The sequence below is a fragment of the Polynucleobacter victoriensis genome, from assembly GCF_900187875.1.
GTDB classification, from domain to species: Bacteria; Pseudomonadota; Gammaproteobacteria; order Burkholderiales; family Burkholderiaceae; genus Polynucleobacter; species Polynucleobacter victoriensis.
Window position 1 is genome coordinate 813,736 of sequence record NZ_FYEX01000001.1, and the last position, 17,205, is coordinate 830,940.

A 17,205-nucleotide genomic window follows, 5' to 3' on the forward strand; every position below is an offset into this window, starting at 1 on the left:
TTAAGAGGGCGACACATTAACGTGAGTAAAGTTCGACGATCAAGCTTTCATTGATATCGCCACCGATTTCGTCGCGATCAGGCGCTTGCTTAAATGTGCCTTCTAATTTAGTTGCGTCTACTGAAACCCAGCTGATTTGACCAGACTGAGCAACAAGACCTAAAGACTCTTGAATACGAGTTTGCTTCTTGGCTTTTTCACGAATCGCTACTACGTCACCAGGACGAACTTGCATTGAAGGAATGTTTGCAACATTACCATTCAACAAAATAGCTTTGTGAGAAACCAATTGACGTGCTTCAGCGCGTGTTGAGCCAAAACCCATACGATATACAACGTTGTCTAAGCGTGACTCTAACAACACGAGCAAGTTCTCACCTGTGTTGCCTTTGCGACGCTCAGCTTCTGCGAAATAGCGACGGAACTGACGCTCCAATACACCATAGATACGCTTAACTTTTTGCTTTTCACGTAATTGATTACCGTAGTCAGATGTACGCGCACCTGATGTGCGGCCATGTTGACCTGGCTTAGTGTCAAGCTTGCATTTATCGGCTAAAGAGCGACGTGTGCTCTTTAAGAATAAGTCGGTACCTTCCCGACGAGATAGTTTGGCTTTAGGGCCTATGTAACGTGCCACGATTGCTTCCTTTCTTTGCCTTCAGTTCAAGAACTGAGGGTGAGTCCATTCTTTACAAGCAATGGACGGTGGTCTTGATTAAAAAATTAGATACGACGACGTTTTGGAGGACGGCAGCCATTGTGTGGAACTGGCGTAACGTCCTGGATTTCCGTGATTTTGATGCCAAGAGCATTCAAAGCACGAACAGCAGATTCGCGACCTGGGCCTGGGCCTTTGATCTCAACTGCTAAATTCTTGATGCCACACTCAATCGCAGCACGGCCTGCAACTTCAGCAGCAACCTGAGCAGCAAACGGTGTAGATTTACGTGAGCCTTTAAAACCTTGACCACCTGATGTAGCCCAAGACAATGCATTGCCTTGACGATCAGTAATAGTCACGATTGTGTTATTGAATGATGCGTGAACGTGTGCGATACCGTCAGCAATATTCTTTTTAACTTTTTTACGGGCGCGAGCCGCGTTATTTTGTTGTGGTTTTGCCATTGTCAGCTCTTCCTAATTATTTCTTAAGTGCAATACCGGCCTTACGAGGGCCTTTGCGTGTACGAGCATTAGTACGTGTGCGTTGACCGCGCATTGGCAAGCCTTTGCGATGACGCAGACCACGGTAGCAACCTAAGTCCATTAGGCGCTTAATGTTCATTGTCACTTCACGACGCAAATCACCTTCTACAGTGAATTTGCCTACTTCTTCACGAAGCTTCTCTAAGTCAGCATCGCTAAGATCTTTAACTTTTTTATCAATAGCAACACCTGATGCATCACAAATTTTGCGAGCAAGTGAGTTGCCAATGCCAAAAATAGCAGTTAAACCAATAACGGTGTGTTGGTGATTAGGGATATTTACCCCAGCAATACGTGCCATGTGTAACGTTCCTTTTTATTAACCTTGACGCTGCTTATGACGAGCATCTGATGAACAGATCACTCGAACCACGCGCTTGCGCTTAATAATCTTGCAGTTGCGGCAGATACACTTTACAGATGCCAAAACTTTCATAATTAACCTCTTCTATACAATTAGTTACTACTTCGCGCGGAACACAATTCGCGCTTTTGACAAGTCGTATGGAGTAAGCTCCACAGTAACTTTGTCACCAGGAAGAATGCGGATATAGTGCATACGCATTTTTCCCGAGATATGTCCTAACACTACATGACCGTTTTCTAACTTCACACGGAACATAGCGTTAGGCAAGTTTTCCACAATCTCGCCAGCCATTTGAATGACATCATCTTTTGCCATATAGCTTACGAGTTACCCATCTTGAAGTTAGCCTTCTTCAATAGTGAATCATATTGTTGCTGCATCATGTAAGACTGAACTTGAGCCATGAAGTCCATTGTTACGACTACGATGATGAGAAGTGATGTACCACCAAAGTAGAACGGCACATTCCAACGCAACACTAAAAACTCTGGTAACAAACACACTAAAACCATATAAGCTGCACCAATCAAGGTCAAGCGTGTCAAAATTTTGTCAACATAACGAGCAGTTTGATCACCAGGACGAATACCAGGAACAAACGCACCGCTCTTTTTCAAGTTATCTGCTGTTTCACGGCTGTTGAAAACCATCGCTGTATAAAAGAAACAGAAGAAAATAATTGCTAATGCATACATCAAAATATATACAGGCTGACCTGGCGACAAAGTTGCAGCCAAATCCTTAATAAACAAAGTAACAGGGTTAGTTGTTTCACCTGCTGTAAACCAACCAGCAATTGTTGCTGGGAACAAAATAATAGATGAAGCAAAAATTGGCGGGATAACACCAGCCATGTTTAACTTCAAAGGTAGATGTGAAGATTGGCCACCATACACTTTATTACCAACCTGACGCTTAGCGTAGTTAACCAACACACGACGCTGACCACGTTCCACAAAAACCACAAAATATGTAACTGCAACTACGATTGCAACAATCAAAATCGCAGAAATAGCGCTCATTGATCCAGTGCGAACTAGTTCAAATAAACCGCCAAGAGCATTTGGCAAGCCAGCTGCAATACCACCAAAAATGATGATAGAAATGCCATTGCCTAGACCACGCTCAGTAATTTGCTCGCCTAACCACATCAAGAACATAGTTCCAGTTACCAAAGTAATAACTGTATTTAGGCGGAATACAAAACTAGGGTCGATCACTAAGCCTGGCTGCGCTTCTAATGCAATCGCAATACCCAAAGCTTGGAATGTAGCCAATACAACAGTACCGTAACGTGTGTACTGCGTAATTTTTCTTTGGCCTACCTGACCATCCTTCTTCAATGACTCTAGCGAAGGAAGTACGATCGTCAATAACTGCATGATGATTGATGCAGAAATGTAAGGCATGATACCCAAAGCAAAAACAGTAAATCTAGAAAGTGCGCCACCTGAAAACAGGTTGAACATACCTAAAATACCGCCACTTTGGCTATTGAACAACTGAGCTAACTGGTCTGGATCAATACCAGGAACAGGAATATGTGCACCAATGCGATAGACGACCAAAGCCAAAACCAAGAACATCAAGCGACGACGTAAGTCGGCGAACTTGCTTCCTGATTTCAAGCTTGATGCGTTAGGTGTCGCAATGGCCATATAAACTAATTAACTCTTATGCTGCTTCAACAAATTTGCCACCAGCAGCTTCAACGGCAGCTTTAGCACCTGCTGTAGCTGATAAGCCACGCACCGTGATTGCCATTGATAACTCACCAGTTTTGATGATTTTTACGCTCTTTGTTAAGCCAGAAACTAGACCACTCTTTTTAAGAGCAACCAAGTCAACTTCAGCCAAACCAAGCTTTTGTAGAGCGCCCAAAGTTACTTGGCCATCAAATTGCTTTGTTAGAGAAATAAAACCACGCTTAGGCAAACGACGGTACAAAGGCATTTGACCGCCCTCGAAACCAACTTTGTGGAAACCGCCTGAACGAGACTTTTGACCTTTATGGCCACGACCAGCTGTTTTGCCCAAGCCTGAGCCAATGCCACGACCTACGCGACGCTTAGCGTGCTTAGCACCTTCTGCTGGTTTAATTTTATTGAGTTCCATAACTATCCCTAAGTATTACTTGATTACTTTTACCAAGTAAGACACTTTGTTAATCATGCCGCGTACAGCTGGCGTGTCTTGTAATTCAGAAACAGAATTCACGCGACGCAAACCTAAACCACGAACTGTTGCGCGATGATCTTCACGTGTAGCAATAAGGCTACGTACAAGTTGAATTTTTACTGTGCTCATATTTTCATTCCCGGCGATTAACCTAGGATCTCCTCTACAGACTTACCACGCTTAGCAGCGATTTCTGAAGGAGTGCTCATTTTGCGCAAGCCATCCAATGTTGCACGAACCATGTTGTATGGATTAGTTGAACCAAGTGATTTTGCAACCACGTTAGTAATACCCATCACATCAAACACCGCACGCATTGGGCCACCAGCAATAACGCCAGTACCTTCTTTAGCTGGAGAAATCAAAACGCGTGATGCACCATGCTCACCAACCACTGTGTGTTGCAATGTGCCACTGCGTAGAGAAACTTTAAACATCTTGCGACGTGCTTCGTCCATTGCCTTTTGTACGGCTACTGGCACTTCTTTTGATTTGCCTTTACCCATACCGATGCCACCATCACCATCACCAACTACTGTTAGTGCAGCGAAACCGAGAATACGACCACCTTTAACAACTTTGGTCACTCGGTTTACAGCGATCATCTTTTCACGCAAACCATCATCACGCTCTTCAGATTGAACTTTATTTTGCATCTTTGCCATATTATTTCCTTGAGCCTTCGCGATCAGAACTTAAGGCCGGCTTCACGCGCAGCCTCTGCCAACGCTTTCACGCGGCCGTGATAACGGAAACCAGCACGGTCAAATGCTACTTCTGTAACACCTGCCTTGATGGCGCGTTCAGCAATAGTTTTGCCAATTTGCTGAGCAGCAGCACTGTTACCACCATTACCGTTCAATGCTTTTTTAATATCGGCTTCCATAGTAGAAGCTGAAGCAAGAACTTTGGTGCCACATGGGCTGTATAGCTGAGCAAAGATATGCTGATTCGAGCGATAAATCGTCAAGCGATGCGCCAATTGTTCCGCGATTCTGATGCGGGTTTGGCGGGCGCGGCGAACTCGTGTTTCGTTTTTGTTCATATCTAACCCCGATTACTTCTTCTTGGTTTCTTTGAGGCGCACCACTTCATCCACGTAACGAACACCCTTACCTTTGTATGGCTCTGGTGGACGGTATGCGCGAACTTCTGCAGCTACCTGGCCAACTTGTTGCTTGTTGGCACCTTTAATAATGATCTCAGTTTGTGATGGAGTTTCTGCCTTAACACCTGCTGGCAAATCATGAATCACATCATGTGAGAAACCTAATTGCAATTTCAATGCATTACCTTGAACAGAAGCACGGTAACCAACGCCTACCAAGCTAAGCTTGCGCTCAAAGCCTGTTGTAACGCCTTTAACCATGTTGCTTACCAAAGCACGTGTTGTGCCTGACAAAGCATTTGATTCTGCTGATTCATCATTGCAAACCACTTGCAATACGCCGTCTTGCTGTTGCAAACCAACTAGTGGATGCAATGTGTGCGACAACGTGCCCAATGGACCTTTAACAGTCACGTGGCTTGCTGCAATTTGTACCTCTGCGCCTTTTGGCAACTCAATAGGACTCTTACCGACTCTTGACATCTTAGTCTCCCTATTAAGCTACGTAGCAGATAACTTCGCCACCCACGCCATTAGCGCGAGCTTTGCGATCAGTCATCACGCCTTGTGGCGTTGAAATGATTGCTACACCTAAACCATTCAGCACTTGCGGAATGTCATGGCGGCCTTTGTAAATACGCAAACCTGGTGTTGAAACGCGTTCAATGCGCTCGATAACAGGACGACCTGCGTAATACTTAAGATTGATCTTCAATACGGGTTTAGCCGCTTCTCCAGCAATCTCAAAGCTGTCAACATAGCCTTCGTCCTTTAGAACGTTAGCAATTGCTACTTTAAGTTTTGAAGAAGGCATGGCAACGAAAGGCTTCTGCACCGCTTGCGCGTTGCGGATTCTCGTCAACATGTCGGCGATTGGATCGCTGATACTCATGTGTTCTCCTAATCTTTCGCCGCTTACCAGCTGGCCTTGGTTACACCAGGGATCTCGCCACGGAAGGCGATCTCACGGATTTTGCTACGGGCCAAGCCAAACTTGCGGAACGTGCCGCGTGGACGGCCAGTTAATGCACAGCGATTACGCTGGCGAGTTGGACTTGCGTTACGTGGAAGCTGTTGTAATTTCAAACGAGCTTCATAACGTTCTTCTTCGCTTTTTGAGACGTCATCGATGATCGCCTTCAATTCTGCACGCTTACCAGCGTACTTAGCGACAGTCTTGGCACGCTTCTTTTCGCGTTCAATCAATGCTAATTTAGCCACGATGACCTCTTAGTTGCGGAATGGGAATTTAAAGGCCGACAAAAGAGCTTTTGCTTCATCGTCGGTTTTAGCTGTGGTGGTAATGCTGATATTCAAACCACGAAGTGAGTCGATTTTGTCGTACTCAATCTCAGGGAAAATGATCTGCTCTTTAACACCAATGTTGTAGTTACCACGACCGTCGAATGCTTTACCAGAGATACCGCGGAAGTCGCGTACACGTGGCAATGCAACCGTAATAAAACGATCAAGGAATTCGTACATTGTTTGACCACGCAAAGTAACCATTGCACCAATTGGGTAGCCTTGACGGATTTTGAAACCCGCAATAGCTTTACGCGCTTTAGTAACAACAGGCTTTTGACCAGCAATCTTTGTTAGATCGCCAACCGCGTGCTCAATAATTTTTTTATCGTTAACTGCTTCACCCAAACCCATGTTCAATGTGATTTTTGTGATGCGTGGAACTTCCATAACAGACTTGTAACCAAACTTTTGCATCAAGTCGGCTGCAACTTTTTCTTTATAGAAGTTATGTAGACGTGCTGACATATTTAATAATCCTCGTCTTAGGCAGCTAATACAGCGCCAGTTGTCTTGAGGTAGCGAACCTTCTTGCCGTCAGCTTCTTTAATGCCAACACGTGAAGGTTTGCCGTTAGCGTCAACCAAAGCAACGTTAGATACATCGATAGGCATAGTCTTATCAACTACACCACCAGTTGTACCAGCAGCTGGGTTTGGTTTAACGTTCTTCTTGTATACGTTAACGCCCTCAACGAGTAACTTACCCTCGAGGATTTGCGTCACAGTACCTTTTTTACCTTTGTCACGACCAGTAATAACTACTACTTGATCGCCTTTACGAATCTTGTTCATATCGACCTCTTAGATAACTTCTGGTGCGAGAGAAACGATTTTCATGAAGCGTTCAGTACGCAATTCGCGTGTTACTGGCCCGAAAATACGTGTACCAATAGGCTCTAGTTTTGCGTTAAGCAAAACAGCCGCATTGGAGTCAAATTTAATTAGTGAACCGTCTGGACGGCGTACACCCTTGGCAGTGCGAACCACCACGGCGTTATAAATATCACCTTTTTTAACACGACCACGCGGAGCGGCGTCTTTAACCGTCACTTTAATAATGTCACCAATGCTGGCGTAACGGCGTTTTGAACCACCGAGCACCTTGATGCACAATACTTCGCGGGCACCGGTGTTATCGGCAACCTCTAGTCTGCTTTCAGTTTGAATCATCTTTTTATCCCCAACTTGAGCGCCATAGGCATTCAGTCTTGGTTCCGTTGAGGGATCCCAGTCTTGCGACCAAAACCCCGGATTTATACTACTGAATCAATTTCTTTCCAAAATAAAGCCTTGGAAAGCCCTCTACTATAACAGGCTCACAAGATACTTGCAAGCCTGTTTTGTTCGTTTTTAAACAGCCTTAGCTGCTTCAACTAAACGTGTAACAACCCAAGACTTGCTGCGTGAAATTGGTTTTGATTCAGAAATCTCAACCGTATCACCGTCTTTGTACTGGTTTGTCTCATCGTGAGCATGGTATTTCTTTGATTTAGCAACATATTTGCCATACAAAGGATGCTTAACACGACGCTCAACTAATACTGTTACAGTCTTTTGCATCTTGTCGCTTACTACGCGACCGATCAAAGTACGACGTAATGATTTTTTAGTTTCAGTCATTTTTGGCTCGCTTTCTGGGCAATAACAGTCTTAACACGAGCAATATCGCGCTTTACTTTGCCAAGTTGGCTAGTATCTGAAAGTTGCTGAGTACCCTTTTGCATACGCAATTTAAATTGGGCTTTTAGCAATTCAGATAACTCATTGTTTAAAGAGTTAACGTCTTTAGCGTTTAAATCGGAAGCTTTCATTTTGTCCCGTCCAGATTAGGCGCCGATTTGGCGCACAACAAATGTAGTTTGAATAGGCAACTTAGCTGCAGCAAGTCTAAATGCCTCGCGCGCCAATACTTCGTCAACACCATCCATCTCGTATAAAACTTTACCTGGTTGGATTTCAGCTACGTAGTACTCTGGGTTACCTTTACCGTTACCCATACGAACTTCTGCAGGCTTCTGAGAAATTGGCTTGTCTGGGAAAATACGGATCCAAATACGACCACCACGCTTAATGTGACGTGTCATTGCGCGACGCGCTGATTCAATTTGACGAGCTGTCAATCGACCACGACCAACTGCTTTCAAACCAAAGTCACCAAAAGCCACGCTGCTACCACGTGTGGCAACACCAGTGTTACGGCCTTTTTGTTCCTTACGGTACTTACGACGTTTTGGTTGCAACATAATTATTCTCCAGCCTTCTCAGCAGGCTTAGTTACTTTGCGCACGCGTTTTACTGCTGGCTTAGCATCAGCTGCTGGCTTATCTCCGTCTTCCTTAGCTTTACGTGGAGCACGTGTGCTTGGACGACGAGTCTTTTTCTCTTGATCTGCTTCTGGTGCTGCAGGTGCTACTGCGTTTACATCTGCACGACCCAATGTGTCGCCTTTGTAAACCCAAACCTTCACACCGATAATGCCGTATGTTGTTTCAGCTTCTGAAGTTGCGTACTCAATATCAGCCTTTAATGTATGAAGAGGCACACGACCTTCACGATACCATTCTGTACGAGCAATTTCAGCACCATTCAAACGACCTGCGCTCATGATCTTGATACCTTGAGCACCAAGACGCATAGCGCTTTGCATCGCACGCTTCATGGCGCGACGGAACATGATACGTTTTTCAAGTTGCTGAGTAATTGAATCAGCAATTAGCTGAGCATCAACTTCTGGCTTACGAATTTCTTCGATATTGACGTGAACTGGAACACCCATGCGCTTTTGCAACTCTTTACGCAATACTTCGATGTCTTCGCCTTTTTTGCCAATAACAACACCAGGACGTGAGCTATAAATTGTGATCTTTGCGTTCTTTGCAGGACGCTCAATCACAACCTTGCTAACTGATGCATTTTTCAATTTCTTCTTAAGGTAGCTACGAACTTCAACATCTTCTTGCAACATTTTTGCAAAGTCGGTGCTGTTAGCGTACCAGCGTGAAGTCCAGTTACGGCTTACCGAGAGACGAAATCCGGTTGGATGTATTTTCTGACCCATGTCTCTTCCTTAATTGCTCAAAGTCACAGTGATGTGACAAGTTTGTTTTTCAATCTTGTTGCCACGGCCTTTAGCACGAGCTGTGAAACGCTTGAGCGATGTTGCCTTATCAACTGTGACTGCTTTCACTTTCAACTCATCAATATCAGCACCTGAGTTGTGCTCCGCGTTAGCGATAGCAGACTCAACTACTTTTTTCATGATGAATGCAGCTTTTTTAGGGCTGAAAGTGAGAATGTTTAAAGCGCGTGCAATTGGCAAACCACGAATTTGGTCAGCAACCAAACGTGTTTTTTGCGCTGAAATGCGGGCGCTGCGGTGAATAGCTTTAGATTCCATCATCGTCCTCTTACTTCTTCGCTTTCTTATCTGCCGCGTGACCTTTGAAGGTGCGCGTTAGGGCAAACTCACCTAATTTATGTCCAACCATGTTTTCAGTGATGTACACAGGTACATGCTGACGACCATTGTGGACGGCAATTGTGAGACCAATGAAGTCTGGAAGAATGGTCGAACGGCGTGACCATGTCTTGATGGGCTTCTTATCTTTGTTGGCTACTGCAGTTTCAACCTTTTTAACAAGGGTTACTTCGCAGAATGGACCTTTTTTAGCTGAGCGCGTCATGTCTATTTCCTTATTCTATTAGCGCTTTTGACGACGTTGAGCAATCATGCTTGTCGTACGCTTATTGCGACGTGTTCTGTAACCCTTAGTTGGTGTGCCCCATGGAGATACTGGAACACGACCTTCACCTGTACGACCTTCACCACCACCATGTGGGTGATCGACTGGGTTCATTGCAACACCGCGAACTGTTGGACGAATACCGCGCCAGCGAGTTGCACCCGCTTTACCGATTTGACGTAGGCTATGCTCTTCATTACCTACTTCACCAATCGTTGCACGACACTCAATGTGTACACGACGTACTTCACCAGAGCGCAAACGTACTTGACCGTAAACACCTTCACGAGCCAAAAGAACGGCTGAACCACCAGCTGTACGAACCATTTGAGCACCTTTACCAGGCAACATTTCTACGCAGTGAATTGTGCTACCCACTGGAATGTTACGTAATGGCAAGTTGTTACCAACTTTAATAGGCGCTTCTGAACCACTCATGATCGCTTGACCAACAACCGCACCCTTAGGAGCGATGATGTAACGACGCTCACCGTCTGCAAATAGCAATAATGCTAAGTTTGCGCTGCGGTTAGGATCGTATTCAAGACGTTCAATTTTTGCTGGAATACCATCTTTATCGTTACGCTTAAAGTCAACGATACGATAGTGATGCTTATGACCACCACCCTTATGACGAGTAGTGATGTGGCCGTTGTTGTTACGACCTGATTTTTGATGTTGTGGCTCTAACAAACCTGCAAAAGGTTTACCCTTGTGCAAATCTGGATTCACCACTTTCACCATGGAACGACGTCCAGGTGAAGTCGGTTTAGTCTTCATTAGCGGCATAATTACTTAGCCTCCGCTTCAAAATTGATTTCTTGACCAGGCTTCAAGCAAACATAAGCCTTCTTAGTGTGGTTGCGACGACCTTCAAAACGACCAAAGCGCTTAGCCTTACCCTTTTGATTAACAACCTGCACTGATTCCACTTGCACTTTGAACAATAGTTCAACTGCAGCTTTGATTTCTAACTTGTTAGCATCGCGCATAACTTGGAAAACCACTTGCTCATTCTTGTCAGCAACAAATGTTGCCTTCTCAGAAATAACTGGGCCAACCAACACTTGCATCAAGCGATGATCATTTTTACGTGTAGCGATCATTTGAGCATCTCCTCAATTTGAGCAACAGCAGATTTCAAGATCAACACTTTTTGGAAGTGGATCAATGAAAGCGGATCAGCATGTTGCGCCTCAACTACACCAACTTTATGCAAGTTACGTGAAGCCAAATACAAGTTCTCATCAACCTTATCAGAGATGATCAAAACTGACTCCAAGCCCATTGCTTTAACTTTTTCAGCTAGCAACTTAGTTTTTGGAGCATCAACTGAAAAACTCTCAACGATGTTTAAACGACCTTCGCGAGCCAACTGAGAGAAGATTGAACGCATACCTGCGCGATACATCTTCTTGTTAACTTTTTGTGAAAAGTTTTCTTCAGGTGAGTTAGGGAATATACGACCACCCCCGCGCCACAATGGTGAAGATGACATACCAGCACGAGCACGGCCAGTACCTTTTTGGCGCCATGGCTTCTTAGTAGTATGTTTAACTTGTTCACGGTCTTTTTGAGCACGATTACCACTACGAGCGTTGGCTTGATAAGCAACAACGATCTGGTGAATCAATGCTTCGTTATATTCACGCTCGAAAACTTCTGGAGAAGCAGCAACGCCTGCACCCAGTTTTCCGTCAGCTTGTAGGAGCTTTAATTCCATGTGCGCGCTCCTTATTTAGCAGCAGCAGTTTTCACTGCTGGTGTGATGATGACTTTGCCACCGCGAGAACCAGGAACTGCACCTTTAATCAAGAGCAATTTACGTTCTGCATCGATACGAGCAACTTCAAGATTTTGAACTGTGCGTGTCACGTCACCCAAGTGACCTGTCATGCGCTTACCTGGGAAAACACGACCTGGATCCTGAGCCATACCGATAGAGCCAGGAACATTATGTGAACGTGAGTTACCGTGTGATGCGCGACCAGAAGCGAAGTGGTAGCGCTTAATAGTACCGGCGTAACCCTTACCAATCGTTGTACCTTGCACGTCAACCTTTTGGCCAACTGCAAATGTATCAAGACCGATAACGTCGCCAACTTTAAGCTCACTAGCTTTAGCTGCATCGATTCTGAATTCGTTTAATGCGCTACCTGCCAATACACCTGCTTTTGCATAGTGACCAGCTTGAGGTTTTACAACGCGTGAAGCACGGCGAGTACCAAATGCCAACTGAACAGCTGTATAACCGTCAGTTTCTTCGGTTTTTACTTGCGCAATGCGGTTATCGCTAACATCGATAACTGTGACCGGTACAGCATCACCCTCATCCGTAAAGAGGCGGGTCATACCAACCTTGCGGCCGATTAAGCCTAGGCTCATATCATTACTCCAATGCTGACTACGATTGGTCAGCGGAAATTTATAAATAATGCTTAATTAACTACTTTTTCCAGATATTTCTGGAAAGCCCGCTATTGTAGCGCCTTTTTTAAGACCCCGCAATAGCAGTTTTTTGCTTACTGAAGCTTAATTTCTACGTCTACACCAGCTGGAAGGTCCAATTTCATCAACGCATCAACAGTTTTTTCAGTAGGATCAACGATATCCATCAAGCGCAAGTGCGTGCGGATCTCTAATTGGTCACGTGAAGTCTTATTAACGTGTGGTGAACGTAGGATGTCAAAACGCTCAATACGTGTTGGCAAAGGTACTGGACCCTTAACAACCGCGCCAGTGCGCTTGGCTGTGTCTACGATTTCAGCTGCTGACTGGTCGATTAAACGATAGTCAAAAGCTTTTAATCTGATACGAATTTTTTGATTTTGCATTTTTTATCCTAAAGAGCAGTGCGATGTTGTCGCGATATAACTTAAAGAGCTCGGTGGCGTGCAACATTCACGCCACCGTTTTCTACAAAACTAATTAATCTAAAACTTTAGCAACAACACCAGCGCCTACAGTACGGCCGCCTTCACGGATCGCGAAACGAAGACCTTCTTCCATCGCGATCGGAGCGATCAACTTCACTGTAATCGTAACGTTATCACCAGGCATCACCATCTCTTTGTCTTTTGGCAATTCGATAGAACCTGTTACGTCAGTTGTACGGAAGTAGAACTGTGGACGATAGTTGTTGAAGAATGGTGTGTGACGACCACCTTCATCTTTGCTCAATACATACACCTCAGCTGTGAAGTGTGTGTGTGGCGTAATAGAACCTGGCTTAGCCAATACTTGACCACGCTCAACTTCTTCACGCTTTGTACCGCGCAACAAGATACCTACGTTGTCACCAGCTTGACCTTGGTCTAACAACTTACGGAACATCTCAACGCCTGTACATGTTGTCTTCAATGTTGGCTTGATACCGATAATTTCAATCTCTTCACCAACCTTAATAATACCGCGCTCAATACGACCAGTCACAACAGTACCGCGACCAGAAATAGAGAATACGTCTTCAACTGGCATCAAGAACGCGCCATCCACAGCACGCTCTGGTGTTGGAATGTATGTGTCCAATGCTTCAGCCAACTTCATGATCGCGCCTTCGCCTAGATCGCCTTTGTCGCCCTCAAGAGCCAACTTAGCTGAACCTTTAACGATTGGTGTGTCATCGCCTGGGAAGTCATACTTAGACAACAACTCACGAACTTCCATTTCTACTAGCTCTAACAACTCTGCATCGTCAACCATGTCGCACTTGTTCATGAACACGATGATGTATGGAACGCCCACTTGGCGTGCCAACAAGATGTGCTCACGTGTTTGTGGCATAGGACCGTCTGCTGCAGACACAACCAAAATAGCGCCGTCCATTTGGGCCGCGCCAGTAATCATGTTCTTAACGTAGTCAGCGTGACCTGGGCAGTCAACGTGTGCGTAGTGACGGTTTGCTGTCTCGTACTCAACGTGTGCTGTATTAATCGTAATACCGCGTGCCTTCTCTTCTGGTGCCGCATCAATTTGGTCGTAAGCTTTTGCTTCGCCACCAAACTTCGCTGACAACACTGTAGCAATCGCTGCAGTTAATGTTGTTTTACCGTGGTCAACGTGACCAATTGTGCCTACGTTTACGTGCGGTTTCGTCCGCTCAAATTTCTCTTTTGCCATTTTTTCAGCCTTTAATTCAAATAATTGTTAATTAAAAATTACTTAGACTTTGCAGCAATCACTGCGTCAGCCACGTTCTTAGGAGCCTCGGAATAATGTTTAAATTCCATGGTGTAAGTTGCACGACCTTGAGTCAATGAACGTAATCCAGTGGAGTAACCAAACATCTCAGCCAAAGGTACTTCAGCGCGAACAATCTTGCCGCCGCCAGGAATGTCATCCATACCTTGCAAAATACCGCGGCGAGATGACAAGTCACCCATTACGTTACCCATGAACTCTTCTGGTGTCTCAACTTCTACAGACATCATTGGCTCTAACAATACTGGGTTAGCTCTACGCATACCTTCTTTGAACGCCATAGAACCGGCCATTCTGAAAGCATTTTCGTTTGAGTCAACGTCATGGTATGAACCGAAGAACAATGTTGCTTTGATGTCTACAACTGGGTAGCCAGCCAATACACCATTGTTCAATGTTTCTTGAATACCTTTGTCTACCGCTGGGATGTATTCACGTGGAACTACACCGCCTTTAATAGCGTCAACGAATTCATAACCTTTACCTGGCTCTTGTGGCTCTAACTTCAACACAACGTGACCATACTGACCACGACCACCAGACTGCTTAACAAACTTACCTTCAACCTCTTCGCAAACCTTGCGGATTGTTTCGCGGTATGCAACCTGTGGCTTACCAACAGTTGCCTCAACACCAAACTCACGCTTCATACGGTCAACCAAAATTTCCAAGTGGAGCTCGCCCATACCTGAAATAATTGTTTGGCCAGATTCTTCGTCAGTCTTAACGCGGAATGAAGGATCTTCTTGTGCTAAACGGTTCAATGCCAAGCCCATCTTCTCTTGGTCAGCCTTAGTTTTTGGCTCAACCGCTTGAGAAATAACTGGCTCTGGGAATACCATGCGCTCCAAAATAATGATGCTATCTGGATCACACAATGTTTCGCCTGTTGTAGCTTCTTTCAAACCTACAGCAGCAGCGATGTCACCAGCTCGAACTTCTTTAATTTCTTCACGTTGGTTTGCATGCATCTGCAACAAACGTCCGATACGCTCTTTCTTACCCTTAATTGGGTTGTAAATCGTATCGCCTGAATTAATAACGCCAGAGTAAACGCGGAAGAAAATTAACTGGCCAACAAATGGGTCAGTCATGATCTTGAACGCTAACGCTGAGAATTTCTCATCATCGCTAGCCTTGCGGTCACCTTGCTCGCCATTTTCCAATTCACCTGTTACAGGTGGAATATCTACTGGAGAAGGCATGAAATCAATCACGGCGTCCAACATAGCTTGCACGCCTTTGTTCTTAAATGCTGTACCACACATCATCGGAACGATTTCACTTGCAATCGTACGTGTACGCAATGCTTTTTTAATTTCTTCTTCGCTTAGCGCTTCACCGCCAAGATACTTATCCATCAACTCTTCAGATGATTCAGCTGCAGCCTCTACCATCTTCTCGCGCCACTCAGCAGCACTAGCTTGTAATTCTGCAGGGATATCTTCGTAAGTAAATTTAGTACCTTGTGATGCCTCATCCCAGAAGATCGCCTTCATCTTGATAAGGTCAACAACGCCTTTAAAGTTTTCTTCTGCACCGATAGGAATCTGCACAGGAATTGGATTTGCTTTCAAACGCAAACGCATTTGATCGTAAACCTTGAAGAAGTTAGCACCAGTACGGTCCATCTTGTTTACAAACGCTAAACGTGGAACTTTGTACTTGTTTGCTTGACGCCAAACTGTTTCTGATTGTGGTTGAACACCACCCACCGCACAGTAAACCATGCAAGCGCCATCCAATACGCGCATTGAACGCTCAACTTCAATTGTGAAGTCTACGTGGCCTGGGGTATCGATGATGTTGATGCGGTGCTCTGGGTAGTTACCAGCCATACCCTTCCAGAAAGCTGTTGTAGCTGCTGAAGTAATGGTGATACCACGCTCTTGCTCTTGTTCCATCCAGTCCATGGTAGCTGCGCCATCATGCACTTCGCCAATCTTGTGATTAACGCCTGTGTAAAACAAGATACGTTCTGTTGTTGTAGTTTTTCCTGCATCAATGTGTGCGGAAATACCAATATTGCGATATCGCTCAATCGGGGTTTTACGTGCCACTTTGTCCTCGTCTTTTCTGAGCTGTTAGAAACGGAAATGAGAGAAAGCTTTGTTAGCTTCTGCCATACGGTGAACTTCATCACGCTTTTTCATTGCACCGCCGCGTCCTTCAGACGCTTCGATCAACTCATTAGCAAGACGTTGAGCCATAGATTTTTCGCCACGCTTCTTAGCTGCTTCACGCAACCAACGCATAGCCAAGGCTAGACGACGTGATGGACGAACCTCAACAGGAACTTGGTAGTTAGCACCACCAACACGACGGCTCTTAACCTCAACGATAGGCTTTACATTGCCCATTGCAATTGAGAAAACTTCTAGGGGTTCTTTGTTGGCTTTCTTTTCGATGTGCTCGAAAGCGCCATAAACGATACGTTCTGCAACGGATTTTTTACCATCCAACATCAAAACGTTCATAAATTTAGCAACTTCTACGTTTCCAAACTTTGGATCCGGAAGAATTTCACGCTTGGGTACTTCGCGACGACGCGGCATTACAACTCCTAATTTTATTCAGTTAGAGGACCATTCCTCAAAGTTACTCAACTAGATCACAATTGATCCGAAGTAACCACTTACTTAGCAAGCTCTTATTGAGCTTGCTACATACGCAAAAAAGCTATTAAGCTTTCTTAGCGCGCTTCGCACCATATTTGGAGCGAGATTGCTTACGGTCTTTAACGCCTTGTAAGTCAAGTGAACCACGCACGATGTGATAACGCACACCTGGCAAGTCTTTCACACGACCACCGCGGATAAGAACCACTGAGTGTTCCTGCAAATTGTGGCCTTCACCACCGATGTAGGAAATCACTTCAAATCCATTGGTCAAGCGTACTTTAGCTACTTTACGCAAAGCCGAGTTAGGCTTCTTAGGAGTAGTTGTGTACACACGAGTACATACACCGCGGCGCTGAGGACAATTCTCTAGCGCTGGGCTTTTACTTTTTACGATCTCAGAAGTACGAGGCTTTCTGAGCAATTGGTTAATTGTTGGCATAGCTTACTTTCAAAGCAGAAAATTCTGCGGTTT

At 45.0% G+C, this 17,205-nt stretch carries 31 protein-coding genes; all 31 read right to left on the reverse strand.

From position 1 onward, the window contains the following. Positions 1-16: 16 nt before the first annotated feature. On the reverse strand, positions 17-640 hold the full coding sequence (gene rpsD, locus CFR83_RS04190) for a 30S ribosomal protein S4 (RefSeq protein WP_088812710.1): 624 nt from the start codon (positions 638-640) through the stop codon (positions 17-19). 86 nt (positions 641-726) lie between these two features. After that, entirely contained in the window at positions 727-1,128 is a 402-nt protein-coding gene (gene rpsK / locus CFR83_RS04195) for a 30S ribosomal protein S11 (protein ID WP_088812711.1), read from the reverse strand. Between the two features lie 16 nt (positions 1,129-1,144). Continuing rightward, on the reverse strand, positions 1,145-1,510 hold the full coding sequence (gene rpsM / locus CFR83_RS04200; protein ID WP_088812712.1) for a 30S ribosomal protein S13: 366 nt from the start codon (positions 1,508-1,510) through the stop codon (positions 1,145-1,147). Between the two features lie 18 nt (positions 1,511-1,528). Beyond that, the gene (gene rpmJ, locus CFR83_RS04205; RefSeq protein ID WP_012357167.1) at positions 1,529-1,645 is read right to left on the reverse strand and encodes a 50S ribosomal protein L36; all 117 of its coding nucleotides are present in this window, start codon (positions 1,643-1,645) and stop codon (positions 1,529-1,531) included. 27 nt (positions 1,646-1,672) lie between these two features. Next, on the reverse strand, positions 1,673-1,891 hold the full coding sequence (infA, locus tag CFR83_RS04210) for a translation initiation factor IF-1 (protein WP_088812713.1): 219 nt from the start codon (positions 1,889-1,891) through the stop codon (positions 1,673-1,675). Positions 1,892-1,896: 5 nt separating this feature from the next. Further along, on the reverse strand, positions 1,897-3,234 hold the full coding sequence (gene secY, locus CFR83_RS04215) for a preprotein translocase subunit SecY (protein ID WP_088812714.1): 1,338 nt from the start codon (positions 3,232-3,234) through the stop codon (positions 1,897-1,899). A 16-nt stretch (positions 3,235-3,250) separates the two neighbouring features. Then, on the reverse strand, positions 3,251-3,691 hold the full coding sequence (rplO, locus tag CFR83_RS04220) for a 50S ribosomal protein L15 (RefSeq protein WP_088812715.1): 441 nt from the start codon (positions 3,689-3,691) through the stop codon (positions 3,251-3,253). A gap of 15 nt (positions 3,692-3,706) precedes the next feature. Beyond that, positions 3,707-3,883 carry a 50S ribosomal protein L30 gene (gene rpmD / locus CFR83_RS04225; RefSeq protein WP_088812716.1) on the reverse strand — a complete coding sequence of 59 codons (177 nt, stop codon included), beginning with the start codon at positions 3,881-3,883 and terminating at the stop codon, positions 3,707-3,709. Positions 3,884-3,900: 17 nt separating this feature from the next. Next, positions 3,901-4,419: a 30S ribosomal protein S5 gene (gene rpsE, locus CFR83_RS04230; protein ID WP_088812717.1), complete on the reverse strand. Its 519-nt coding sequence runs from the start codon at positions 4,417-4,419 to the stop codon at positions 3,901-3,903. Positions 4,420-4,442: 23 nt separating this feature from the next. Further along, positions 4,443-4,799, reverse strand: a complete 357-nt coding sequence (rplR, locus tag CFR83_RS04235) for a 50S ribosomal protein L18 (protein WP_088812718.1) — start codon at positions 4,797-4,799, stop codon at positions 4,443-4,445. Between the two features lie 12 nt (positions 4,800-4,811). After that, the gene (gene rplF, locus CFR83_RS04240) at positions 4,812-5,345 is read right to left on the reverse strand and encodes a 50S ribosomal protein L6 (protein WP_088812719.1); all 534 of its coding nucleotides are present in this window, start codon (positions 5,343-5,345) and stop codon (positions 4,812-4,814) included. 13 nt (positions 5,346-5,358) lie between these two features. Further along, on the reverse strand, positions 5,359-5,754 hold the full coding sequence (rpsH, locus tag CFR83_RS04245) for a 30S ribosomal protein S8 (protein ID WP_088812720.1): 396 nt from the start codon (positions 5,752-5,754) through the stop codon (positions 5,359-5,361). Between the two features lie 23 nt (positions 5,755-5,777). Further along, positions 5,778-6,083 (reverse strand): 30S ribosomal protein S14, encoded by a 306-nt coding sequence (gene rpsN / locus CFR83_RS04250; protein WP_088812721.1) that lies wholly within the window; start codon positions 6,081-6,083, stop codon positions 5,778-5,780. A 9-nt stretch (positions 6,084-6,092) separates the two neighbouring features. After that, a complete protein-coding gene (rplE, locus tag CFR83_RS04255; protein ID WP_088812722.1) occupies positions 6,093-6,635 on the reverse strand; it encodes a 50S ribosomal protein L5 in 543 nt (180 codons plus the stop codon). A gap of 17 nt (positions 6,636-6,652) precedes the next feature. After that, the gene (rplX, locus tag CFR83_RS04260; RefSeq protein WP_088812723.1) at positions 6,653-6,961 is read right to left on the reverse strand and encodes a 50S ribosomal protein L24; all 309 of its coding nucleotides are present in this window, start codon (positions 6,959-6,961) and stop codon (positions 6,653-6,655) included. A gap of 9 nt (positions 6,962-6,970) precedes the next feature. Continuing rightward, positions 6,971-7,339, reverse strand: a complete 369-nt coding sequence (rplN, locus tag CFR83_RS04265; RefSeq protein ID WP_088812724.1) for a 50S ribosomal protein L14 — start codon at positions 7,337-7,339, stop codon at positions 6,971-6,973. A 180-nt stretch (positions 7,340-7,519) separates the two neighbouring features. Next, the gene (gene rpsQ, locus CFR83_RS04270; protein ID WP_088812725.1) at positions 7,520-7,789 is read right to left on the reverse strand and encodes a 30S ribosomal protein S17; all 270 of its coding nucleotides are present in this window, start codon (positions 7,787-7,789) and stop codon (positions 7,520-7,522) included. Beyond that, a complete protein-coding gene (rpmC, locus tag CFR83_RS04275; protein ID WP_088812726.1) occupies positions 7,786-7,980 on the reverse strand; it encodes a 50S ribosomal protein L29 in 195 nt (64 codons plus the stop codon). Before rpmC ends, rpsQ begins: the two co-directional genes overlap by 4 nt. A 15-nt stretch (positions 7,981-7,995) precedes the next feature. Further along, complete coding sequence (rplP, locus tag CFR83_RS04280) at positions 7,996-8,412, reverse strand: 50S ribosomal protein L16 (protein WP_088812727.1); 417 nt, start codon at positions 8,410-8,412, stop codon at positions 7,996-7,998. 2 nt (positions 8,413-8,414) lie between these two features. Beyond that, positions 8,415-9,227 carry a 30S ribosomal protein S3 gene (gene rpsC / locus CFR83_RS04285; RefSeq protein ID WP_088812728.1) on the reverse strand — a complete coding sequence of 271 codons (813 nt, stop codon included), beginning with the start codon at positions 9,225-9,227 and terminating at the stop codon, positions 8,415-8,417. A gap of 9 nt (positions 9,228-9,236) precedes the next feature. Beyond that, the gene (gene rplV, locus CFR83_RS04290; protein WP_088812729.1) at positions 9,237-9,566 is read right to left on the reverse strand and encodes a 50S ribosomal protein L22; all 330 of its coding nucleotides are present in this window, start codon (positions 9,564-9,566) and stop codon (positions 9,237-9,239) included. Between the two features lie 10 nt (positions 9,567-9,576). Next, a complete protein-coding gene (gene rpsS, locus CFR83_RS04295; RefSeq protein WP_088812730.1) occupies positions 9,577-9,852 on the reverse strand; it encodes a 30S ribosomal protein S19 in 276 nt (91 codons plus the stop codon). 18 nt (positions 9,853-9,870) lie between these two features. Next, positions 9,871-10,701, reverse strand: a complete 831-nt coding sequence (gene rplB / locus CFR83_RS04300) for a 50S ribosomal protein L2 (protein WP_088812731.1) — start codon at positions 10,699-10,701, stop codon at positions 9,871-9,873. Positions 10,702-10,703: 2 nt separating this feature from the next. Beyond that, entirely contained in the window at positions 10,704-11,018 is a 315-nt protein-coding gene (rplW, locus tag CFR83_RS04305; RefSeq protein WP_088812732.1) for a 50S ribosomal protein L23, read from the reverse strand. Continuing rightward, positions 11,015-11,635 (reverse strand): 50S ribosomal protein L4, encoded by a 621-nt coding sequence (rplD, locus tag CFR83_RS04310; protein ID WP_088812733.1) that lies wholly within the window; start codon positions 11,633-11,635, stop codon positions 11,015-11,017. The genes rplW and rplD overlap by 4 nt, the downstream gene beginning before the upstream one ends. Positions 11,636-11,646: 11 nt before the next feature. Then, positions 11,647-12,297, reverse strand: coding sequence for a 50S ribosomal protein L3 (gene rplC / locus CFR83_RS04315; RefSeq protein ID WP_088812734.1), 651 nt, complete (start codon positions 12,295-12,297; stop codon positions 11,647-11,649). A 137-nt stretch (positions 12,298-12,434) separates the two neighbouring features. Beyond that, positions 12,435-12,746, reverse strand: coding sequence for a 30S ribosomal protein S10 (gene rpsJ / locus CFR83_RS04320; RefSeq protein WP_011901899.1), 312 nt, complete (start codon positions 12,744-12,746; stop codon positions 12,435-12,437). A gap of 94 nt (positions 12,747-12,840) precedes the next feature. Continuing rightward, positions 12,841-14,031, reverse strand: a complete 1,191-nt coding sequence (gene tuf, locus CFR83_RS04325) for an elongation factor Tu (protein WP_088812735.1) — start codon at positions 14,029-14,031, stop codon at positions 12,841-12,843. Positions 14,032-14,069: 38 nt separating this feature from the next. Next, positions 14,070-16,172, reverse strand: coding sequence for an elongation factor G (gene fusA / locus CFR83_RS04330; RefSeq protein WP_088812736.1), 2,103 nt, complete (start codon positions 16,170-16,172; stop codon positions 14,070-14,072). A 24-nt stretch (positions 16,173-16,196) separates the two neighbouring features. Beyond that, a complete protein-coding gene (gene rpsG / locus CFR83_RS04335) occupies positions 16,197-16,667 on the reverse strand; it encodes a 30S ribosomal protein S7 (protein ID WP_088812737.1) in 471 nt (156 codons plus the stop codon). A gap of 127 nt (positions 16,668-16,794) precedes the next feature. Further along, on the reverse strand, positions 16,795-17,172 hold the full coding sequence (gene rpsL, locus CFR83_RS04340; RefSeq protein ID WP_088812738.1) for a 30S ribosomal protein S12: 378 nt from the start codon (positions 17,170-17,172) through the stop codon (positions 16,795-16,797). Positions 17,173-17,205 lie beyond the last annotated feature (33 nt).